This is a genomic window from Streptomyces griseochromogenes, from assembly GCF_001542625.1.
Taxonomy (GTDB): domain Bacteria; phylum Actinomycetota; class Actinomycetes; order Streptomycetales; family Streptomycetaceae; genus Streptomyces; species Streptomyces griseochromogenes.
Genome location: NZ_CP016279.1, coordinates 1,882,610 through 1,903,397, shown reverse-complemented (window position 1 = coordinate 1,903,397; position 20,788 = coordinate 1,882,610). Strand labels below are relative to the sequence as shown.

The following is a 20,788-nucleotide window of genomic DNA, read 5'->3' as shown; positions in this document are numbered from 1 at the left end:
GATGGGTGCCCGGCGCAGTCGGAGGAGGAGAAAAAGTGGCAACACCCCCAGGCGGTTCGTCTTCGGGTAACTGGTCGTACGGCCCTGCCCAGGGCCAGGGCGACGGTTCGGCGAACCGGTACAACTTCCCCTCCGCCCCGAGCCACCGGCAGCCGTACACGCCGCAGGGCCCCGGCCCTTCGCCGTACGACCAGCCGTCGGCGCCGCGTATCCAGCCGGTTCAGCCGCAGCGCCGCCCCGAGCCGGCGCCGGCGACGGCCGCCAACAACCCCCTGGTGCGTCCGTACGCCATGACCGGCGGCCGGACCCGCCCGCGCTACCAGCTCGCCATCGAGGCACTGGTGCACACCACCGCCGCTCCGCACCAGATGCAGGGCCAGCTGCCCGAGCATCAGCGGATCTGCAACCTGTGCCGGGAGATCAAGTCGGTCGCCGAGGTCTCGGCGCTGCTGACCATCCCCCTCGGCGTGGCCAGGATCCTCGTCGCCGACTTGGCGGAGGCGGGCCTGGTCGCCATCCATCAGCCCGGCGGCGACGAGAACGCCGGTGGCCAGCCAGACGTGACACTGCTCGAAAGGGTGCTCAGTGGACTTCGCAAGCTCTAGCGGCGGTCCTTCCCGCTCCACCACCTCCGCGAAGATCGTGGTGGCGGGCGGCTTCGGCGTGGGCAAGACCACGTTCGTCGGCGCCGTCTCGGAGATCAACCCGCTGCGCACAGAGGCCGTGATGACGTCCGCTTCGGCCGGCATCGACGACCTCACCCACACCGGAGACAAGACCACCACCACGGTGGCGATGGACTTCGGCCGTATCACCCTGGACCAGGACCTGATCCTGTACCTGTTCGGCACCCCCGGCCAGGACCGCTTCTGGTTCATGTGGGACGACCTGGTGCGCGGCGCGATCGGCGCCATCGTGCTGGTCGACACCCGCCGTCTCGCCGACTGCTTCCCCGCGGTCGACTACTTCGAGAACTCGGGCCTCCCCTTCGTCATCGCCCTCAACGGCTTCGACGGCAACCAGCCGTACAACCCCGACGAGGTCCGCGAGGCGCTGCAGATCGGCCCCGACACCCCGATCATCACGACGGACGCCCGCCACCGCGCGGACGCCAAGAGTGCGCTGATCACGCTGGTGGAGCACGCGCTGATGGCACGGCTGCGGTAACCGGCACGATTTCGGCACGGCCCTCGTTCTTCCTCCGGGATGAGCGGGGGCCTTTGTCGTTCGAGGCTCTCCTCGCCGAGTGCTGCGAGTACTACGTCAGCATCGTGCGGACCCTGCCGGTGTTCGAGGAGCGGGCCTCCCGCGCTCTCGAACGTCTCCCGCACCGCTCCCTGTTCGCACCGGAGGGCATCGACCGGGACGCCGAGTTCCGCCGCCGGTCATTTCTCGCTGATCCGGATCTCCGCGGACACGGATCTGGCGGTGTCGACCGGCCATCCGGCCGTCGAGTTCGTGTACCTGTCGGCCGCGGAGTCCTGTCTCCCCCGTGGGTTCTCGGAGCCGAACGGCCCCGCTCTCCCGAAGGAGGGCGGGGCCGTGTTCACGCTCGGAAAACTCAGTGCCAGCTGTGCGGCGCCCGGAAGCCCGGCTCGCGCTCCAGGCGGCGCCAGCCGGCCTTCGCGCGGCCGCGGTGCGTCTGGGCCGAGGGCTCGGACTGGGCGGCCGCACGGGCCAGGAGGACGGCCGTGATGGCGGCGACTTCCTCCGGGTCGGCGTGGCCCTTCTCGACGCGGATGTCAGGCGTGTTCATGGATGTCAGTCTCCGTGGGAGAGGGGTCCGCGGGGTTGCCGCGGCGGGTCCGCTCGGTTACTGCGGGGGGTTGCCGTGCTTGCGGGAGGGCAGGTCGGCGTGCTTGGACTGCAGCATCGCCAGGGACTTGACCAGGACCTCGCGGGTCTCGGCGGGGTCGATGACGTCGTCCACCAGGCCGCGCTCCGCCGCGTAGTACGGGTGCATCAGCTCGGCCTTGTACTCCTTGACCATCTTCTGCCGCATCGCCTCGGGGTCCTCGGCGTCGGCGATCTGACGGCGGAAGATGACGTTGGCCGCGCCCTCCGCGCCCATCACGGCGATCTCGTTGGTGGGCCAGGCGTAGGTGAGGTCGGCGCCGATCGACTGGGAGTCCATGACGATGTAGGCACCTCCGTACGCCTTGCGCAGGATGAGCGAAATCCTCGGCACGGTCGCGTTGCAGTAGGCGTACAGCAGCTTCGCGCCGTGCCGGATGATTCCGCCGTGCTCCTGGTCGACACCGGGCAGGAACCCCGGCACGTCCAGGAAGGTCACGATCGGGACGTTGAAAGCATCACACATCTGGACAAAGCGTGCAGCTTTTTCACTCGCCTCGATGTCCAGGACGCCGGCGAGGACCTGGGGCTGGTTGGCGATGATGCCGACCACCTGGCCGTCCAGGCGGGCCAGCGCGCAGATGATGTTGCGCGCCCAGCGCTCGTGGACCTCCAGGTACTCCCCGTCGTCGACGATCTCCTCGATGACCTTGGCCATGTCGTACGGCCGGTTGCCGTCCGCCGGGACCAGGTCGAGCAGGACGTCGGAGCGGCGGTCCGCCGGGTCGGCGCACTCCACCCGCGGGGGGTTCTCGCGGTTGTTCTGCGGGAGCAGCGAGAGGAGGTAGCGCACCTCGGCGATGCAGGTCTCCTCGTCGTCGTAGGCGAAGTGGCAGACACCGCTGGTCTCCGCGTGCACGTCCGCGCCGCCGAGGCCGTTCTGGGTGATCTCCTCGCCGGTGACCGCCTTGACGACGTCCGGGCCGGTGATGAACATCTGCGAGGTCTCGCGGACCATGAAGACGAAGTCGGTCAGGGCGGGGCTGTAGGCCGCGCCGCCCGCGCACGGGCCGAGCATGACCGAGATCTGCGGGATGACACCGCTCGCCCTGGTGTTGCGCTGGAAGATGCCGCCGTAACCGGCGAGCGCGCTGACGCCCTCCTGGATACGGGCGCCCGCGCCGTCGTTCAGGGAGACCAGCGGGGCACCGGCCGCGATGGCCATATCCATGATCTTGTGGATCTTCGTGGCGTGGGCCTCGCCGAGGGCGCCGCCGAAGATGCGGAAGTCATGCGCGTAGACGAAGACCGTACGGCCCTCGACCGTGCCCCAGCCGGTGATGACACCGTCGCTGTACGGCTTCTTCGCCTCCAGCCCGAACCCGGTCGCCCGGTGCCGGCGCAGTTGCTCGACCTCCTGGAAGGACCCCGGGTCCAGGAGCAGCTCGATGCGCTCCCGCGCCGTCAGCTTGCCCTTGGCGTGCTGCGCCTCGGTCGCCTTCTCGCTGGGGCCCGCCACGGCCTGCGCACGGATCTCGTGCAGCTCGGCGACCCGTCCGCGCGCGTCCGTCGGCTCGCCGGCCGGCTCACCCGTCGTCTCTTCCAAAACGGTCATGTAGCGACCTTACGAAGGACACCAAGGATTGCCAGCCGTCGACTCCGTACAGTCTCCAGCCCGTTTTCCTGGTACCACCGAACAGAACCAGAACGGCATGCAGCCGTTCCGACTGCTCAGAGGCCGCACGAGTTGTAGGGGGGCGACAAACGCGTCACCTGAGAGCCACCTCACATTCGTGGGTGGCACATGCCATCCCTGGAGTGACACGGAGCCTCAGACGGCCCCCCGTGGAGAGGATCTCGATGGTGTCGTCCGTCCGGAGGACCGAGCGCACCGGACGGTCCCAGACGATCTCCAGCGGCGTGCCCGTGCGGGGCGGCTCGCTCAGGCTCAGGGTAGCGGTGCGGGCCCGGCGCCGGACCAGCACGCTCGCGGGCGCGGAGGCGGTCAGGCCGGCCACCGCGCCGGCCTCCCAGAAGTTGGCGGCGCTCACGCCGCACGAGGGCACGGCCACGGCCTGGTGGCGGGCGTCGTTGGCGAGGACGCACAGCCAGTGGCGGTCGGCGGCACGGGCGGCGACCTCGGCACGGGAGGCGCCGGGCAGCAGGACGTAGACATAGGCGGCGCCGGCCGGGTCGGTGCCGTGGTCGAGCCAGAGGGTCTGCCAACGGCGGGTGCGCCGCTCGGTGGTGCCGGCGGTGTTGATGTCGGACCAGGCTCCGGTGCGGTCCTCGCGCAGGGTGCGCAGGGCGCCGCCGCGGGGCAGGATCCAGCCTCCGTGGCCCTCCAGGTGGGCCCAGCCGGGCCCCTGGGCGAAGGCCTGGGTGCCGTTCTCCCCCAGGTTGCGGTTGTCCACGACGGTCTCGACCGGGACGCCGTCGGCGCAGCTGATCCCGGCGCCGAGGCAGACGACCGCGTCGGCGAGGAAGAACCAGGACTTGCGCGCCCGCAGCGTCGAGCCGAGTCCCTTGAGGTGCTGGCCCACGGCCGCGCAGGTGCCGTCGGTCGTGCCCCCGACCCAGCGGACGTCGGGCTTGGGGGCACCCCACTCGCCGCCGGCCCGGTCGGCGAGGCGCTTGGTCGACACGGTGGTGCCCGGGAGCCGGTACCAGTCGACCGTCGGCCAGAACCAGTCTGTGTACTGGTCGGACCGATCGGACCGATCCGACCGACCGGACCGGCCGCCGCGCCCCTCGGGCCACCAGCAGAGCATTCCCGAGCCGGTGTGCCAGCCGCGCGGGTTCTCGCCGTTGCCGCACTCGTAGTGCGCGATGCGGTCACTGGCCATGGAGAGGGCGGCGGTGAAGCGGGGGCCGCGGTGCACGGCCCGGTCCATGGCCGGGAAGAGGCGGTGGCCGGGGGGTTCCGGAGTCGCGGGGACGGGCGCGGACGCGGCCGTGTGCAGCCTGGCGAGGTCGGCCACGTCGAACTGGCCCGCCGTCAGGACCGGGGTCACGGTGTCCCGTTCGGCCCAGCCCTTGATCAGGCCGTACCACCGCTCCCGTTCCGCGGCGCTCGCGCCGCCCGCGAGCAGGGCGACGGCCGCGATCAGGGCCTGGCCGTGGTAGTGGTCGGAGCGCATCAGCCGCAGGTCGTCGTCGCGCAGGCAACCCCGGCTGATGGCACGTCCGTTGACGCAGTCCATCACCAGTCCGTCGTGGATCAGCGGGACGTAGGCGTGCTCGACGCTGTCGAGGACGTTCTGCCGGGCCGGGTCGGAGACCGCCCAGTCCGACCCGGCGAGCAGGGCGAAGAGCCGGCCGAGGCCGTCCAGCAGGACCTGCCCGTACGTCCCCGAGTAGGCGACCCAGGTGTGCTGGAGGAAGGAGCCGTCGGCGTAGAGCCCGTCGCCCCGGGTGACGTACGGGAAGACCGGCGAGAGGGCGTCCCGGGCGAGCGCGATGCGGTCGCCGGCCCGGCCGAGGATGCCGCGCAGGGCGACGGAGCGGCACAGGTCGACGCGGTTGGCGCCGGTGGAGGTGCCGGAGTAGTCGGTGAGCATCGCGTCCGGGATGAAGTGGTCGACGGCCGCGCAGGCCGAGGCGACGCGGGCCTCGCCGAGGTGGTCGTACAGGACGGCCGTGATGTCCATGAGGAGCCGGGGGCTGCCGATCTGCCATTCCCACCAGTTGCCGTAGCGGGTGGTGGCGGGGTTGTAGACGGTGGCCCGGAGGTGGTCGAGGCCGCGCAGGACGGCGGCGAGGAGGGCGTCGTCCCCGGTGGCGCCGGTGCCGGGCTGGACGTGGGCCTGGGTCATGGTCCACAGACGGCCGTAGCTGAAGGTGATGCCGGCCGGCGGGTCGAAGGGCCGGCCGGGCCAGAGGGAGTCCGGGGACGGCGCCATGGTGGCCTGGAATCCCCGTGCCAGTTCGCCGAGTCGGGCGAGACGGGAGGCGTACGGCTCGGCAGTCGCGTCGTAGCCGGTGCCGAGCGTGAGGTCGAGCCAGCGGCGGCGGAGGGCGTCGTAGGGGTCGGCGGGGGCCGCGCGGGCCCTCGGGGCGAGGGCGGCCGCCAGGGCGGTGGCCAGCAGAAGTGTGCGCCGGGTCGGTCCGATCGGGCCCATGTCGCCGGTCACCGCCCCTTCCTGCGGTCGGCCGTGCTTCCTGCGGGTCGGCTGTGCAGGTGGTGCACGCAGATGGTGCCCGAGCTCCGCACCCGCTCACCAGAGGGCACGCACGACGACTCTCCGTAGGCGCGAAAACACGTTACGGATGATGTTGAAAACTGAACGGAATAGGTCTACGGTCGAAACCGTTGAGTTCGTTGAACGTTAAACAGAAGGTTCGCGGGTCAGACGCCCGCCGACCTCGACCGTCCCCAAGGAGCACGTCATGGGCATTTTCAGCCGCAAGGAAAGCACCCCCGTCGCCACCCCGGCGCCCGCCGCCGTCAGCCCCGGGCTGGCCGCGCTGACCGGTGACTACACGATCGACCCGGCCCACACCACGATCGGCTTCGTGGCCCGCCACGCGATGGTCACCAACGTCAAGGGCGCCTTCCAGGACTTCACCGGCGCGCTGCACCTGGACGGCGAGAACCCCGCCAAGTCCACCGCCTCCATCGATGTGCAGATGGCCAGCGTCGAGACCGGTAACGCCGACCGCGACGGCCACCTGAAGTCCGCGGACTTCTTCAAGACCGACGAGTTCCCGGCCATGACCTTCCGCTCCACCAGGGTCGAGGCGCTGGGCGGCGACGACTACCGCATCACCGGCGACCTCTCCATCCTGGGCGTCACCAAGCCGCTCGCCATCGACCTGGAGTTCAACGGCTCCGCCAAGGACCCGTTCGGCAACGAGCGCGTCGGCTTCGAGGGCAGGGCCGAGATCCTGCGCTCCGAGTGGGGCCTGACCTGGAACGCAGCGCTGGAGACCGGCGGCTTCCTGGTCTCCGACAAGATCAAGCTGAACTTCGACATCTCGGCGATCAAGAACGCGTGAGCCTCCGGCGGCCCGGCCGGTGCCCCCGCACCGTGACCGCGCCCGCCCTCGCTCCCCCGGAAAAGGGAGGGCGGGCGCTCGCGTCCGGGTGCCAGGATGGCCCGATGACGTCATCCTCCGGACCGTACGAACAGACCGACTGGGTCCACCTCATGTCGTACGAGAACCTGCCGGGGTGTCCACGCCCCGGCGCCGCTCTCCTCGGTTGACTGCGCGAACGCGGCATCGACTGGATGCCGTTCGCCGAGGAAGAGCTGCGGATCGATCTCATGTGCCGCATGGACGAGGACGGGCACTGGCGCGGCACGGTCGCACTGAACGCGGACGCCCGGGCGCTGCGGCGGCTCGGACTCCATCCCGACCAGCCGGCCTCCGCCGTCGACGGGCCCTCCCCGCCCGCCTGGTGGCACGCCGCCGGTGAGCGCTACGCACGGCGGGGCCGGCGCTCCTGAACCGGCAGGAGCCACCATGCCGCCGACACGGACAGGGCCGCGCCGACGGTGATCGCGGCCAGCCGGGTGGGCAGCAGGCTCGCCGCGTCCTGGCCGAAGTAGCCGAGGAGCAGGGAGAGGGCGGTCGTCATGCCGGCCGCCCAGTAGGCGTAGTTGAGCGGGCGCAGCCACAGGGCGACCGCCAGGACGGCCAGCAGCACCGCCACCGCCGCGTGCCCGCCGATGCCGGCCGCCGCCACGCCCGTGGCGAGGAGGGTGCCGGCACAGGCGCCCACCAGACGCTCGACTCCCTTGCGTACTACGTCGGTTCGGCCGCGGTTGCCACTCGCCACGACGTACGCCGTCAGGACCAGCCAGGGCCAGTGGTCGTCGTAGAGCAGCCGGCCGAGGGCGAAGGACGCGGCCACGGCCGCCGCCATCTGTACGGCCATGCGGGTGCTGGGGCGCGGGCGCAGGCGGGATGCGCGCCGCGGCCTCGCCGGATCGGCCTCGGCGGGCCGGGGGCCGTATCGGTCGGCCAGCGTCTGGGTCAGACAGACGGACGACCACGCCAGGACGCCGATCAGCGCCGACCAGGCCCAGTTCACCAGTGCGTGCCGGGCGTCCGCGGGCAGCGTGGGGCCCGGCACGACCAGCAGTGCCACCAGCGGGAGCGTGATCAAAGTGCCCGCCCCGGTCGCGGCGGGGCCGTAGCGGCGGATCCAGATCGCCAGGGAGATGCCGGCGGTGAAGACCGCCGCGCCGAGCCAGTAGTGGGCGGCGATCAGACGGCCGACCAGGGCGCAGACCGCGGCCACGGCCGGCAGCAGGACCAGTGCGGTCAGGCGCCCGCGCCCTGCGGCCGTCCGCTGCGTCCTCGCCAGCGTCACGGTCAGCACCACCGCGAGAACGACCGAGTCCGTGTGCAGCCCGGCCGCGCCCTCCAGCCACAGGGCGATCGACCAGGAGAGCAGGACAGCCGTCATCACCAGAGCAGATTCATAAGCATTGCGTATTAGTTTATGGGACACTGGCCCAGATTAGGGCCCGCCAAGCCCTCATCATAAGTACGCATCACTTATCATTCTCCGTTATGGATCACCTTTCCGAAGCCGCCCGCCTCCGGCGTGGTGCCGTCCGGCTGAACCGGCGCCTCAGGCAGGAGCGCGGGGACGGGAGTCTCAGCCCCAACCAGCTCGCCGTGCTCGGGTATCTGCATCGGTACGGGTCGGCGACACCCGGCGAGATCGCGGCGGAGGAGCGGCAGCGGCCGCAGTCGCTCACCCGGGTCTTCGCGGAGCTGGAGGCGGAGGGGCTGATCGCCCGCGAGACGGACACGGTGGACCGGCGTCAGTCCCTGCTCACCCTCACCGACCCGGGGCGCCGGGCGCTGGAGCGGGACATGGCCGAGCGGGACGCCTGGCTGGCCGAGGCGCTGGGCACGCTCGGCGAGACGGAGCGCGGGGTGCTGGACCTGGCGGCGGCACTGATGGAGCGGCTGGCCACGGTGGAGGTGCCGGTGCGGCGGGACTGACCCGACGGCACGGCGGGACCTGACGCGGCGGTGCGGCGGGGCCGGCCCGCCGTCGGCTCGCGCCGCGCTTCAGAAGCCCCCGCCGAAGTCGCCGCCGCCGTCCCCGCCGCCGTCGAAGCCCCCGCCGTCGCCGAAGCCGCCCCCGAAGTCCCCGGGGTCGAAGTCCGCGCCCGACACGTCGCCGCCCTCGTAACCGCCGCTGCCGAAGTCGCCGTACCCGGTGCCGTAGTCGGCCGCGTAGGACGGGGTGGCCATCATGCCGCCGAGCAGGGTGCCGACGAGCAGGCCGGGCAGGATGCCGCCGCCGAAGTAGCCGCCCGCCCAGGGACCGTAGGCCGGGCCCGCGTCCCAGTAGGGGCGGCGGCCGTAGTCCGTGTCGACCTCGCGGATCACCGGGTCGCGGCCGTCGGCCAGCCGGGTGGCGTCGGCCGCGCAGACCGGGACCTCGCGCGCGGCGCCGCCGGGCGGGGCCCAGGCGGCGTCGGTGACCGAGGGGCCGTGGCGCGGGTCGAAGAAGCAGGGTGGGCGGCGTTCGGGCAGGGGGCGGCTCTCGCGGCGGGCGGCGAGCTGGGCGAGGGAGAACCGGCCGTCCTCCAGGGCCTGGGTGACCGTGCGCACGTCCTCGGGTCTGCGGGCGTCGGCCATGTACTGCTTCGCCTTCTCGTACGCGTCCAGGGCCCGTTCGTAGTCCGCGCGCATGGCGTCGTCGGCACCCGCTTCGGCCGGGTGGAAGTCCAGCCGGTCGAGTTCCTCGCCGAAGGCGGTGATGTCCTCGTCCACGACCACCCGCAACCGGTCCAGGGCGGCCCGCTGCTCCTCGGTGCGGCGGCGGCGGTTGCGGCGGACCAGGGCGTAGGCGCCGGCGCCGCCGGCCACCAGGACCGCGGCCGTGGTGATCAGTGCCGTACCGGACACTCCGCCGCCCGAACCGGAGGAGCCCCAGGACGCGGGGGCGTGGCCGCCCATGTTGGCCAGGGCGCGGCCGGTGAAGTCGGTGAGCTGGGTCTTGGCGCTCTCGCCCTGGACGCTGGTGACGAGGTTATGCACCGCGCTGCGCGGCAGGACCGAGGCATCGGCGCGGGCGTCGAAACGGTCGCCGAGGCGGACGGCGTACAGACCGGTGACACCGGTGGCCGTCCGCAGGCCGGAGAAGAGGTTCTGGGTGGGGTAACCGGCCGGCAGGACCGCGATGAACAACGGCTTGTCGGCGCCCTTGATCTGTTTGGCGAGGGTGTCGGCGTCGGCGGCGGACAGCTGGGCGGAGGCCGCCGGGTCGACGTACACCGGGCTCTTGCGGAGGGCCTCGGCGATCGTGGAGATGCTGGTGGCCGCCATCGCGCCGGGCGTCAGCGCTGTGACGATCACGAGGGTGAGGGCGGCCAGCAGCAGGGCTGGGAGGCTTCGGGTCCGCAGGACGGCCTTCATCCTTCGAAGCTACCCGAAGCCTCCCGAAATGGGTCATACATATCGATCGGCGAGCGGACCTACGATGCCCGGTACGCCTGCGTCAGCTTCCGCACCGCCTCCGCGTATCCGCCGGTCAGCAGCAGATGGTCGGCGTCGGCGAACGGCCCGGCCACCGCCGCCGTGATCCGCTGTCCGGCCTTCTGCTGGACGATCAGCCGTGCCTCGGCGACCAGCTCCCGTCCGGTCCGGTCGGCGCCCGCCCGCTCGGCCGCCGCTGCCGCCACGCCGAGCGCGCGCAGGGTCGCCGCGCCGCCCCGCGGGACATGGGTGAGGGTGGTCAGGCCCCAGCCGTAGGGGAACTGGGGGTCGTACGACGGGTCGCCGACGTTGATCGGCAGCTGGGCCTCGGACCGGGGCCAGGTGACGGGGAGCTGTCCGGTGAAGGGCCGGGTGCCGTAGAGGACGTCGGCGACGCCCTCGCCCTCGGTGCCGGGCAGCCACGAGGCCACGAGCGCGTCGATCCTGTCCAGCCGGTCGCCGATCAGCTGCGGGCGCCCGGAGACGACCAGCACGGCGCACTTCATGGCCGCGCACACCTTGTCCACGGCGGCCTTGTCGGCGGCGGACAGCTGGAGGTCGTGGCCGTTGCCGACGTCGCCGACGCCCTCGGCGTACGGGGTCTCGCCGACGACGACCACACCCGCGTCGTAACCGTCGGTGGGCGCGGAGGCGTCCTTGGAGTAGGTGACGTTCCCGCCCGCCGCACGCATGCCCTGGAGGACCGTCGTGCCCCGGGTGATGTTCCCGGAGGAGCCCTGCCAGGTGATGGTCCAGCCGCCGGTCTGGTTGCCGATGTCATCGGCGTCGGACCCGGCGACGTACACCTTCTCGCTCTTCTTCAGGGGCAGCAGTCCGCCGTTGTTCTTCAGCAGTACCTGGGACTCGGCGGCGGCCTCGCGGGCCACGGCCCGGTGCGCCGGGGAGCCGATCCGCGCGGCGCCGGTGGTGTCCGCGTACGGGTGCTCGAAGAGGCTCAGCCGGAACTTCTGCGTCAGGATGCGGGAGACCGCGTCGTCGATCCGCCGCTCGCTGATCCGGCCCGCCTCGACCTCGTCGGCGAGCGTCGAGCCGAAGTCCTTGTACGTGTACGGCACCATCATCATGTCGACGCCCGCGTTCACCGCCGTGCGCACATGGGACGCGTAGTCGCCGGGCAGCTGGTCGATGGCGTTCCAGTCGCTGATGACGAAGCCGTCGAAGCCCATCCGGCCCTTGAGGACACCGTTGATCATGTCGGCCCGGGCGTGCATCTTCACCGGGCCCCGCCCGTCGCCGAGCACGTCCAGGGAGGAGTACGACGGCATGACGGTGCCGATGCCCCGGTCCACGGCGGTTCGGAACGGCGCCAGGTGGACGGCTTCCAGCTGCGCCCGGGTGACCTTGGTGACGCCCTGGTCGATCTTGTACGTGCCGGTGGTCGAGGAACCGTACTCGGTGCCGCCGTCGCCGACGAAGTGCTTGGCGGTGGCGAGGACCTTGTCGTCACGGCTCAGGTCCGCGCCGTTCGCGCGGCCCTGAAGCCCCTGGACGACGGTCTCCATGGACTCGACCAGCGCCGGGTCCTCACCGAAGGACTCGTAGGAGCGGCCCCAGCGTTCGTCGCGGGAGACGCAGAGGCAGGGCGCGAAGTCCCAGGGGATGCCGGTGGCCCGCACCTCGGCGGCCGTCACCGCGCCCGTCCGCTCGGCCAGTCGGGGGTCGCGGGTGGCTCCGATGCCGATGTTGTGCGGCATGATCGTGGCACCGGCCAGGTTGTTGTGGCCGTGGACCGCGTCGACGCCGTAGATCAGCGGGATCTGGAAGCGCGTCGCCTCGGCGCGCAGCTGGAAGCCGTCGATCATCTTCGCCCACGCCTCGGGGGTGTTGGGCGTGGGGGTCGAGCCGCCGCCGGAGAGGAGTGACCCGAGGGCGTACGTCGTGAGGTCGCCGCCGTCGGCCACGGCCCCGCGCTCGGCCTGGGTCATCTGGCCGGCCTTCTCCGTCAGGGACATGCGGGACACCAGGTCCGCGACGCGCCTGCGCACCGGCAACTTCGGGTCCAGGTACGGCAGTCCGTGCGCGTCGATGACGACCAGCGGGGTCTCGGCGGGGGCCTTGGCGCCGGTGACCGTGAGCTTCAGGGGGATCGTCCTGGCGGCCGAGGGTCCGGTGCCCTTCGAGGTGGGCACCTGGATCGCCCGTGTCGCGCCGGATGCCGTCCCGGCCGGGAAGGTGAGGGTGCCCGAGACCGGCGTGTAGTCCTTGCCGGGGGTCGCGGTGCCACCGGCCGTCTCGTACCTGACCGTCACGGGCTCGTCGATCGGGGCGGAGCCGGTGGTGGCGACACCGACCTCGACGGTGGCCGTGCCGCCCGCCTCGACCGGGCGGACGGCGGAGTCGGTGGTGACCGAGGCCCGCAGTGACTGGTCGGCCGTGCCGTACAGCTCGACGCCGTCCATCGCGAACCGGCCCTCGATCCCGGTGGGGAGGGTGACCGCGTAGCCCCACATCCGGGTGAGGCCGAGGACGTGGTCGATGCCGCCGACGGGCTGGTAGTCCGTGCGATAGGTGAAGTCGGTGAAGGGGAGCTCGACCTGCTTCCAGCCGGTGAAGTCGTCGGTGAAGGACGTCGTCCACAGCTCGGAGGCCTCGCCGTTCGTGCCGCCGTCCTTGATCTCGAAGGCGATCTTCCTGCCGTTGTCCTGGCCGTCCCACCAGAAGCGGACGCCCCGGCGGGCGGACCAGTCGTGGGCGGGCCCGGTGGCGGCGAAGTCATGGGTGAAGCCGCCGTAGCCGCTGATGTCGTAGCTACCGGCGAGGACCTTGGCGCCCTCGGGGGCGTCGGCGCGGTCGGCGAGCCGGAGGGACGGCGGGTCGTCGCTGTCGCCGCCCCAGGTGAAGATGCCCTCGGCGGGCTGGGCGGCGAAGGGGACCTCGCCCTCGAAGCGGTCGACGGGGGTCGGGGGCGGGTCGGCGTCGGCGCGGGCCGACGACAGGGGTACCAGAGCCGCGAGCAGTGCGGCGGAGACGAGCAGGGCGGTTCTTGGCATGGACCTTCCCTCAACTCTCTGGTTCACTCAGGCTCTCCCAGTTCACTCATGACTTAGATCACGGCGTGAGTTAACTAACGGCTCGCACACCCGTCAAGACGTCCCGTCAGGAAGGGCGATGTGTCCATGAGAAGAACCCCCCACACCTTCCGGCTGCTGCTCGCCGGGCTGCTCACCGCGGGCGGCTTCACCGCCGTCGTACCTCCCGCCCACGCGGCCGGTGAGCAGGTCACCGCCTGGCTCACCACCACCGACGACTCGGCCGGACGGCATGTCGTGCGCGGGCTGCAGGCGCAGACGCCGTTCGCCTTCCAGTCCGGGACCGGCGGCAGCGGCGAGAACATCACCGTCGACGAGAACACCCGTTACCAGAGCTTCACCGGCGGCGGGGCGTCCTTCACGGACACCGCGGCCTGGCTGATGAACAGCAGCGGAGCGCTGTCGCAGTCCACACGGGACGCGACCATGCGCAAGCTGTTCTCGCCGGCGGACGGCATCGGGCTGTCGTTCCTGCGCAATCCGATGGGCGCCTCGGACCTCGCGCGGTACGGGTACACGTACGACGACGTGCCCGCCGGGCAGACGGACCCCTCCCTCGCGAAGTTCTCCGTCGCGCACGATCTCGCCGACGTCGTTCCGCTGACCAGGCAGGCGCTGCAGCTGAACCCCTCCCTGACGGTGATGGCCTCGCCGTGGACGGCCCCGGCCTGGATGAAGGACAGCGGGTCCCTCGACGGCGGCTGGCTGAAGGCGGAGGACTACGGCGCCTACGCCTCGTACTTCGTGAAGTACCTCCAGGCATACAAGGACCAGGGCGTCGGCGTCTCGTACGTCACCGCGCAGAACGAGCCGACCTGCTGCTCGGGCTATCCGTCGATGAGCTGGAACGCCGACGGGCTGGCGTACTTCACCAAGAACGAGCTGCTGCCGAAGCTGCAGGCGGCGGGCCTCGCGACCAAGGTGCTGGCGCACGACTGGAACTGGGACGTCTACGACTCCTACGCGGCCCGGACCGTGGACGACGCGGCGGTGCGCGACCACCCCAACTTCGGCGGGATCGCCTGGCACGGCTACGGCGGTGACGTCGCCGAGCAGACCTCCGTGCACAACCAGTACCCGGGCCTGGACGCCTTCGGCACCGAGCACTCCGGCGGCACCTGGATCGCGAACCAGCAGCGCGAGGACATGGCCGACATCATCGACTACACGCGCAACTGGGCGAAGTCGGTGACCAAGTGGTCGCTGGCGGTGGACCAGAACATGGGCCCGCACAACGGGGGCTGCGGCACCTGCACCGGGCTGATCACCGTGCACAACGGGGACGGCGCGAGTGGGACGGTGGACTACACGGTCGAGTACTACGACATGGGTCATCTGACGAAGTTCGTACGGCCGGGCGCGCTGCGGATCGCCTCGACGGCGTCCTCCGCCGTGCCGAACGTGGCGTGGCGCAACCTGGACGGCAGCAAGGCGCTGATCGCGTACAACGACTCGTCGGCGGCCCGGACGGTGACGATCGACTGGGGTTCGCAGCACGCCACCTACTCGCTGCCCGGCAAGACCTCGGCGACCTTCACCTGGTCCGGCACGCAGTCCGGCGAGGGTGGCCGGAGCGGGGCCTTCGTGGGGCTCGCGGGCAAGTGCCTGGACGTGGCGGGGGCTTCCGGCGCGAACGGTACGGCGGTGCAGCTCTACGACTGCAACGGGAGCGCGGCTCAGCGGTGGACGGTGCGGGACGACGGGTCCGTGCAGGCGCTCGGCAAGTGTCTGGACGTGACGTCGGGGGCGACGGCGAACGGGGCGAAGGTGCAGTTGTACGACTGCAATGGGAGCGGTGCGCAGCGGTGGGCGTACAACGCGGCCACCGGTGATGTGGTGAACACGGCGGCGGACAAGTGTCTGGACGTGACGGACAACTCGTCGGCGAACGGGGCGAGGGCGCAGATCTGGTCCTGCACCGGTGCCGCCAACCAGAAGTGGAAGCTCCAGTAGGCCCGAGGGGCACCGCCGCCCGAACCCCGTCCCCCGCCCACCCGCCACCCGCCTCGGTGGGCTGGAGGGCGGCGGGCGGGGCGGGTGCTCGGTGAGCTGGAAGGCGGACGCGGATGAGGCTCGGGGAGAGCTGGAAGGGGCGGGTGGGGCGCACGCTCGGGAGCTGGAGGATGAGCGGGAGCGAATGCTCAGCGAGGGCCACGGGGAGAGGGTGGGGGCGAATGCTGGGGGCGGCCGGGGAGGTGCTCGGCGGCCGGGGAACGACCGGAGCGGATCCTCGGCGGCCGGAGGGGCCGCGGGGCCCGGGCTCGACGCCTGGACGGTGGGCGGAGCGGCGGCTCAGCGACCGAAGGGGCAGCGGGACAAGCGCTCGGCGGCCGGAGGAACTCGGCGGCCGGAGGGGCCACGAGGCGCGGACTCGACGCCTGGACGGTGGGCGGAGCGGCGGCTCAGCGACCGAAGGGGCGGCGGGACAAGCGCTCGGCGGCCGGAGGAACTCGGCGGCCGGAGGGGCCGTGGGGCCCGGCCTCGACGCCTGGACGGTGGGCGGAGCGGCGGCTCAGCGACCGAAGAGGCGACGGAACAAGCGCTCGGCAGCCGGAGGAACTCGGCGGCTGGAGGGACTGCGGGACGCGGGCTCGACGCCTGGACGGTGGGCGGAGTGGCGGCTCAGCGACCGAAGAGGCGACGGAACAAGCGCTCGGCAGCCGGAGGACGACCGGAGCGGATCCTCGGCGGCCGGAGGGGCCGCGGGGCGCGGGCTCGACGCCTGGACGGTGGGCGGAGCGGCGGCTCAGCGACCGAAGAGGCGACTGAACAAGCGCTCGGCAGCCGGAGGACGACCGGAGCGGATCCTCGGCGGCCGGAGGGGCCGCGGGGCGCGGGCTCGACGACTAGACGGTGGGCGGAGTGGGGGCTCGGGCGAGGGTGTCCGGGGTGGGGGCTGAGGGGCGGGGGTGCGGTGGGTGGGGGACGATGAGGGGGGCGGGTGCCTGCCGGAGGCCTCAGTGAGGGAGCGGGAGCATGCGCGAGTTCCTGGTCGAGATCACCACCTCGGTGCCCGAGGGCACCAGCCAGGACGAGATCGAGGAGCGGCGGGCCGCCGAGGCCGTGCGGGCCCGGGAGCTGGCCGCCGCCGGTCATCTGGCACGGCTGTGGCGCCCGGTCGGCGAGAAGCGCAGCATCGGCGTGTGGCGGGCCGCCGACGAGCGGGAACTGCACGAGAAGGTGCTCGATACGCTTCCGTTGCGGCCCTGGATGACCGCCCGTGTCACGGCGCTGGAGCCCCACCCGAACGACCCGGGCCCCGCCTGACCCCTCCGACCTGGAGCGCGACATGACCACAGCGCGGGACTTGTTGATCGTCGCCCTGGACGTGCCGTCCACCCGGCCCGTGGGCCAGGGGGACCTCTCGCTCGCCCTCGCGGGAGCGGAGGTGCTCGACCTCCTCGAAGCCCAGGCCCTCGTCCTCCGGGGCGATCGTCTCGCCCCCTCCGCCGAGCGCGTCACCGGTGACCGTCTGCTGGACGAGGCTCAGGCCCGGCTCGTCCGGCAGGAACCGTACGAGACCGTCGAGGACTGGCTGTGGCGGCGCGGACGCGGGCTGGCCTCGGCCTATGCCGACGCCGTGGAGGATGAGCAGGGCGGCGGGAAGCACCGCCACTGGCTGCCCTGGCGCGGCGAGCGCACCGCGCCCGCCGACTCTCCGGAACGGCACCGTGCCGCCGACCGCTGGAACGCGCGCGAACCCGTCCTCGTGGGCCTGGCGGCGGCCCTGGGCATCGAGGACGCGCCGCCGGCCGAACGGACGGAGTCCGGCACCGCCATCGATCCGGACACGCTGGAGACCGTCCTGGCCGCCGTCGGCAACGCCCTCACGGAACTGGAGGCCGTACGGCAGCGGCGGCGCATCGAGGAGGACGCCTTCGACAATGTCTGGCGTGCCCCCTGAGGCGGACTACTCCGCCGGCTCGACCCCGGCGCGCAGCAGGCCGTAGGCGTAGGCGTCCTCCAGGGCCTGCCAGGAGGCGGCGATGACGTTCTCCGCCACGCCCACCGTGGACCACTCGCCCGCGCCGTCGGAGGTGGAGATCAGCACCCGGGTGGTGGAGGACGTGCCGTGCTTGCCCTCCAGGATGCGGACCTTGTAGTCCACCAGGTCCAGCTTGGCGAGCTGCGGGTAGATCTTCTCCAGGGCCACGCGCAGCGCCCGGTCCAGGGCGTTGACCGGGCCGTTGCCCTCCGCGGTGGCGACGATCCGCTCGCTCTTGGCCCACAGCTTGACCGTGGCCTCGTTGGCGTGGGTGCCGTCGGGGCGGTCCTCGACGATGGCCCGCCAGGACTCGATCTCGAAGTACTTCAGGGGCCTGCCCTCGACCTCGGCGCGCAGGAGGAGTTCGAAGGAGGCGTCCGCGGCCTCGTAGGTGTAGCCCTTGAGCTCGCGCTCCTTGACCCGCTCGACGACGCGGCCCACCAGCTCGCGGTCACCGCCCAGGTCGATGCCGAGTTCCTTGCCCTTGAGCTCGACGGAGGCGCGGCCCGCCATGTCGGAGACCAGCATCCGCATGGTGTTGCCGACCTGCTCGGGGTCGATGTGCTGGTACAGGTCCGGGTCGACCTTGATCGCGGAGGCGTGCAGGCCGGCCTTGTGCGCGAAGGCTGAGACGCCGACATAGGGCTGGTGGGTCGACGGGGTGAGGTTCACCACCTCGGCGATCGCGTGCGAGATACGCGTCATCTCGCGCAGGTGGCCCTCGGGCAGCACCTTCTTGCCGTACTTCAGCTCCAGGGCCGCGACCACCGGGAAGAGGTTGGCGTTGCCGACGCGCTCGCCGTAGCCGTTCGCCGTGCACTGGACGTGGGTGGCGCCCGCGTCGACGGCGGCGAGGGTGTTGGCGACCGCGCAGCCGGTGTCGTCCTGGGCGTGGATGCCGAGCCGGGCGCCGGTGTCGGCGAGGACGGTGGAGACGACCGCCTGGACCTGGGCGGGGAGCATGCCGCCGTTGGTGTCGCAGAGGATGACGACGTCCGCGCCCGCCTCCGAGGCCGTGCGGACGACCGCCTTCGCGTACTCGGGGTCGGCGCGGTAGCCGTCGAAGAAGTGCTCGCAGTCCACGAACACCCGGCGACCCTGCTCGCGCAGGTAGGACACGGTGTCCCGGACCATCTCCAGGTTCTCGTCCAGGGTGGTGCGCAGCGCCAGCTCCACATGCCGGTCGTGCGACTTGGCGACCAGTGTGATCACCGGGGCGCCCGACTGCAGCAGCGCGTTGACCTGCGGGTCCTCGGCGGCCTTGGCTCCGGGGCGGCGGGTGGCGCCGAAGGCGACCAGCTGGGCGTGCTTGAAGTCGATCTCCTGCTGGGCACGGGCGAAGAACTCGGTGTCCCGCGGGTTCGCGCCGGGCCAGCCGCCCTCGATGAAGCCCACGCCGAAGTCGTCCAGGTGCCGGGCGATGGCGAGCTTGTCCGCGACGGTGAGGTTGATGCCCTCGCGCTGCGCGCCGTCGCGCAGCGTGGTGTCGAAGACGTGGAACGAGTCGTCGAGCTCGCTGGTTGCCGTCTCGGTCATGGTCTCAAGGCTCCTGATTGTGGATCTTCGGTCTTACCGGAATGACCGGCTCCACCATCCCCCCAATACTCCCTCGCGCCCCGCTCCCCGGCTGATGGTGGGCCGGAAAACGAAAAAACCCCTCGCGGGTGCGAGAGGTCTGCGCGCGGGTCGAGGACGACGGTGGCCACCCGTACCTGGTCGTACGTGTGGTCACTGCGGACCGGCGCGCCTGCTGCCAATAATCATGGCGAACGAGAGCACGGGGGAAGTCTCGCACAACGTCGCCCCCGGCTCACCGACCGTCTCAGGATGCGGTCGTCAGGCGTCCGTCGCGAGGAGTGTCTCCGCGAGGAACTCCCGGACGTGGGCGATCACTTGCTCCCGGTCCGTGCCGCGCAGACCGATGGCGACATGGATGGAGAAGCCGTCCAGCAGGGCGCGCAGCCGGGCCGCGTGGCGGTCGGCGTCCACCGGGCGGAACTCGCCGCGCGAGATGCCCTCCGCGATCAGGGCGACCAGATCGCGATGCCAGGCGCCCTCGATGGCGGCCTGCCGCTCGCGGGCCTCGTCGTCGGCGTTCTGCGAGCGGTTCCACACCTCCAGCCACAGCGTCCAGTGCGGGTCTCGGTGGCCGTCGGGGACGTACAGGTCGACGTACGCCTCCAGGCGCTCCGCGGCGGATCCCTCCCGGGTGAGCAGGCGGCCGCGCTCGGCACCCAGCCTGCCCTCGCTCCACTCCAGGGTCCGCAGCAGCAGTTCGTCCTTGGAGCGGAAGTAGTACAGCAGATGGCCGCTGCTCATCCCGACCTCGCGGCCGAGCCCCGCCATGGTGAGTTTCTCCAGACCGCGCTCGGCGATCATGTCCATGGCGGCGGCGAGAACCTCCTCGCGCGGCGGCGCGTTCCTGCGCGCACGGGCCGCACCGGCCATCTGCTGCTCCTGTGTGTGTCAGACCTTCGGCTGCTGCTGGGTGATGCAGTGGATGCCACCACCACCGGAGAAGATCGTACGGGCGTCCACCAGGGTCACCGTCCGCTCCGGGAAGAGACGGCGGAAGATCCCGGCGGCGATCTCGTCACGCGGGTCGTCGAAGCCGCACAGCACGACGCCGCCGTTGCAGAGGTAGTGGTTGATGTAGGAGTAGTCGGCCCAGTGGCCGTCGGCCTCCAGGACGGTCGGGGCGGGCACCTCGACCACCTCCAGCTTGCGGCCGCGCGCGTCGGTCGCCGACTTCAGGAGGCCGATGACCTCCTTGGTGACCTCGTGGTCGGGGTGGGCCGGGTCCGGCTGGTGGTGCGCGACGACCACGCCGGGGCGGGCGAAGGCGGCGACGATGTCGACGTGGCCGAGGGTGCCGAAGCCGTGGGGAGGGTAGTCGCCGGTCAGGCCGCGCGGCAGCCAGATCGCCCTGCTGGTGCCGAGGTGGGCGTGGATCTCGGCCTCGACCTGCTCCTTCGTCCAGTCCGGGTTGCGCTCGGGGCCCAGCTGCACGGTCTCGGTGAGCAGCACGGTGCCCTCGCCGTCGACGTGGATCGCGCCGCCCTCGTTGACCAGCTTCGAGGCGTACGTCTTCGCGCCCGCGAGGTCGCTGACGTACGCGGCGATCTTGGAGTCGTGCTCCCAGCGGGCCCAGTCCTGGGCGCCCCAGCCGTTGAACGTCCAGTCCACGGCGGCCAGTTCGCCCTTGCCGTCGGTGAGGAAGGTGGGGCCTATGTCGCGCATCCAGGCGTCGTCCAGGTCGCGCTCGACGGTCTCGACGCCCGGGCCCAGCAGCGTCTGCGCCTGCGCCGACTGGCCGAAGCCGCACACGACCGTCACCGGTTCGAAGCGGAGGACCGCCCGGGCCACCGACGCCCAGGCCATGCGGGACAGACGGAGGTCGTCCGGGTCGTCGAAGGTGGGGTTGGGGCCCGGCCACGCCATCCAGGTGCGCTCGTGCGGGGTCCACTCGGCGGGCATGCGGAAGCCGTCGGCTGCGGGGGTGGTCATCTCG

General features: G+C 71.8%; 17 protein-coding genes. 8 read left to right on the top strand and 9 right to left on the bottom strand.

The genetic code is table 11. The annotated features are described in order from the left end of the window. Positions 1–35: 35 nt before the first annotated feature. Positions 36–605 (top strand): DUF742 domain-containing protein, encoded by a 570-nt coding sequence (locus AVL59_RS08770; protein WP_067301224.1) that lies wholly within the window; start codon positions 36–38, stop codon positions 603–605. Continuing rightward, positions 586–1,167, top strand: a complete 582-nt coding sequence (locus AVL59_RS08765) for a GTP-binding protein (protein WP_026248371.1) — start codon at positions 586–588, stop codon at positions 1,165–1,167. Before AVL59_RS08770 ends, AVL59_RS08765 begins: the two co-directional genes overlap by 20 nt. A gap of 394 nt (positions 1,168–1,561) precedes the next feature. Here the strand turns inward: AVL59_RS08765 and AVL59_RS08760 are convergent, their stop codons facing one another. The 3 genes from AVL59_RS08760 to AVL59_RS08750 all read right to left on the bottom strand — a co-directional run bounded on the left by AVL59_RS08760 (position 1,562) and on the right by AVL59_RS08750 (position 5,915). Continuing rightward, positions 1,562–1,756 (bottom strand): acyl-CoA carboxylase subunit epsilon, encoded by a 195-nt coding sequence (locus AVL59_RS08760; protein ID WP_067301222.1) that lies wholly within the window; start codon positions 1,754–1,756, stop codon positions 1,562–1,564. Positions 1,757–1,813: 57 nt separating this feature from the next. Next, positions 1,814–3,409: an acyl-CoA carboxylase subunit beta gene (locus tag AVL59_RS08755; RefSeq protein ID WP_067301220.1), complete on the bottom strand. Its 1,596-nt coding sequence runs from the start codon at positions 3,407–3,409 to the stop codon at positions 1,814–1,816. Positions 3,410–3,563: 154 nt separating this feature from the next. Continuing rightward, complete coding sequence (locus AVL59_RS08750; RefSeq protein ID WP_067317038.1) at positions 3,564–5,915, bottom strand: polysaccharide lyase 8 family protein; 2,352 nt, start codon at positions 5,913–5,915, stop codon at positions 3,564–3,566. 268 nt (positions 5,916–6,183) lie between these two features. Between AVL59_RS08750 and AVL59_RS08745 the strand changes: the two genes are divergently transcribed. Together AVL59_RS08745 and AVL59_RS08740 are read left to right on the top strand one after the other, a co-directional pair. Next, entirely contained in the window at positions 6,184–6,792 is a 609-nt protein-coding gene (locus AVL59_RS08745; protein WP_067301217.1) for a YceI family protein, read from the top strand. 233 nt (positions 6,793–7,025) lie between these two features. Beyond that, positions 7,026–7,244 (top strand): hypothetical protein, encoded by a 219-nt coding sequence (locus tag AVL59_RS08740; RefSeq protein WP_067301214.1) that lies wholly within the window; start codon positions 7,026–7,028, stop codon positions 7,242–7,244. Here AVL59_RS08740 and AVL59_RS08735 read toward each other — a convergent pair. Next, positions 7,217–8,209, bottom strand: coding sequence for an FUSC family protein (locus AVL59_RS08735; protein ID WP_067301211.1), 993 nt, complete (start codon positions 8,207–8,209; stop codon positions 7,217–7,219). The two genes, AVL59_RS08740 and AVL59_RS08735, sit on opposite strands and share 28 nt — an antisense overlap. Before the next feature lie 107 nt (positions 8,210–8,316). Between AVL59_RS08735 and AVL59_RS08730 the strand changes: the two genes are divergently transcribed. Further along, positions 8,317–8,757 carry a MarR family winged helix-turn-helix transcriptional regulator gene (locus AVL59_RS08730; protein WP_067301208.1) on the top strand — a complete coding sequence of 147 codons (441 nt, stop codon included), beginning with the start codon at positions 8,317–8,319 and terminating at the stop codon, positions 8,755–8,757. A gap of 69 nt (positions 8,758–8,826) precedes the next feature. Here AVL59_RS08730 and AVL59_RS08725 read toward each other — a convergent pair whose 3' ends face one another. Together AVL59_RS08725 and AVL59_RS08720 are read right to left on the bottom strand one after the other, a co-directional pair. After that, positions 8,827–10,182, bottom strand: a complete 1,356-nt coding sequence (locus tag AVL59_RS08725) for a hypothetical protein (protein ID WP_067301205.1) — start codon at positions 10,180–10,182, stop codon at positions 8,827–8,829. A gap of 59 nt (positions 10,183–10,241) precedes the next feature. Further along, a complete protein-coding gene (locus AVL59_RS08720; protein ID WP_067301202.1) occupies positions 10,242–13,253 on the bottom strand; it encodes a glycoside hydrolase family 3 protein in 3,012 nt (1,003 codons plus the stop codon). 126 nt (positions 13,254–13,379) lie between these two features. Here AVL59_RS08720 and AVL59_RS08715 point away from each other — a divergent pair, with 126 nt between their 5' ends. The 3 genes from AVL59_RS08715 (at position 13,380) to AVL59_RS08705 (ending at position 17,196) form a co-directional block, all read left to right on the top strand. Further along, positions 13,380–15,245, top strand: a complete 1,866-nt coding sequence (locus AVL59_RS08715; RefSeq protein ID WP_067301200.1) for a ricin-type beta-trefoil lectin domain protein — start codon at positions 13,380–13,382, stop codon at positions 15,243–15,245. Between the two features lie 1,023 nt (positions 15,246–16,268). After that, a complete protein-coding gene (locus tag AVL59_RS08710; RefSeq protein ID WP_067301198.1) occupies positions 16,269–16,559 on the top strand; it encodes a muconolactone Delta-isomerase family protein in 291 nt (96 codons plus the stop codon). Between the two features lie 22 nt (positions 16,560–16,581). Continuing rightward, positions 16,582–17,196, top strand: coding sequence for a GPP34 family phosphoprotein (locus AVL59_RS08705; protein WP_067301195.1), 615 nt, complete (start codon positions 16,582–16,584; stop codon positions 17,194–17,196). A gap of 6 nt (positions 17,197–17,202) precedes the next feature. Here the strand turns inward: AVL59_RS08705 and cimA are convergent, their stop codons facing one another. The 3 genes from cimA to AVL59_RS08690 all read right to left on the bottom strand — a co-directional run bounded on the left by cimA (position 17,203) and on the right by AVL59_RS08690 (position 20,784). Then, positions 17,203–18,813: a citramalate synthase gene (gene cimA / locus AVL59_RS08700; protein ID WP_067301192.1), complete on the bottom strand. Its 1,611-nt coding sequence runs from the start codon at positions 18,811–18,813 to the stop codon at positions 17,203–17,205. Between the two features lie 300 nt (positions 18,814–19,113). Beyond that, positions 19,114–19,725, bottom strand: a complete 612-nt coding sequence (locus AVL59_RS08695) for a TetR/AcrR family transcriptional regulator (protein ID WP_067301189.1) — start codon at positions 19,723–19,725, stop codon at positions 19,114–19,116. Positions 19,726–19,743: 18 nt separating this feature from the next. Next, positions 19,744–20,784 (bottom strand): agmatine deiminase family protein, encoded by a 1,041-nt coding sequence (locus AVL59_RS08690; protein ID WP_067301186.1) that lies wholly within the window; start codon positions 20,782–20,784, stop codon positions 19,744–19,746. Positions 20,785–20,788: the final 4 nt, after the last annotated feature.

Bases quoted from the DNA above. Each gene is read 5' to 3' on its own strand.
- AVL59_RS08705 (WP_067301195.1), top strand. From the start codon at position 16,582: ATGACCACAGCGCGGGACTTGTTGATCGTCGCCCTGGACGTGCCGTCC.
- AVL59_RS08695 (WP_067301189.1), bottom strand. From the start codon at position 19,725: ATGGCCGGTGCGGCCCGTGCGCGCAGGAACGCGCCGCCGCGCGAGGAG.
- AVL59_RS08715 (WP_067301200.1), top strand. From the start codon at position 13,380: ATGAGAAGAACCCCCCACACCTTCCGGCTGCTGCTCGCCGGGCTGCTC.
- AVL59_RS08745 (WP_067301217.1), top strand. From the start codon at position 6,184: ATGGGCATTTTCAGCCGCAAGGAAAGCACCCCCGTCGCCACCCCGGCG.
- AVL59_RS08730 (WP_067301208.1), top strand. From the start codon at position 8,317: ATGGATCACCTTTCCGAAGCCGCCCGCCTCCGGCGTGGTGCCGTCCGG.
- AVL59_RS08750 (WP_067317038.1), bottom strand. From the start codon at position 5,915: ATGGGCCCGATCGGACCGACCCGGCGCACACTTCTGCTGGCCACCGCC.
- cimA (WP_067301192.1), bottom strand. From the start codon at position 18,813: ATGACCGAGACGGCAACCAGCGAGCTCGACGACTCGTTCCACGTCTTC.
- AVL59_RS08725 (WP_067301205.1), bottom strand. From the start codon at position 10,182: ATGAAGGCCGTCCTGCGGACCCGAAGCCTCCCAGCCCTGCTGCTGGCC.
- AVL59_RS08740 (WP_067301214.1), top strand. From the start codon at position 7,026: ATGCCGTTCGCCGAGGAAGAGCTGCGGATCGATCTCATGTGCCGCATG.
- AVL59_RS08710 (WP_067301198.1), top strand. From the start codon at position 16,269: ATGCGCGAGTTCCTGGTCGAGATCACCACCTCGGTGCCCGAGGGCACC.
- AVL59_RS08690 (WP_067301186.1), bottom strand. From the start codon at position 20,784: ATGACCACCCCCGCAGCCGACGGCTTCCGCATGCCCGCCGAGTGGACC.
- AVL59_RS08760 (WP_067301222.1), bottom strand. From the start codon at position 1,756: ATGAACACGCCTGACATCCGCGTCGAGAAGGGCCACGCCGACCCGGAG.
- AVL59_RS08735 (WP_067301211.1), bottom strand. From the start codon at position 8,209: ATGACGGCTGTCCTGCTCTCCTGGTCGATCGCCCTGTGGCTGGAGGGC.
- AVL59_RS08755 (WP_067301220.1), bottom strand. From the start codon at position 3,409: ATGACCGTTTTGGAAGAGACGACGGGTGAGCCGGCCGGCGAGCCGACG.
- AVL59_RS08720 (WP_067301202.1), bottom strand. From the start codon at position 13,253: ATGCCAAGAACCGCCCTGCTCGTCTCCGCCGCACTGCTCGCGGCTCTG.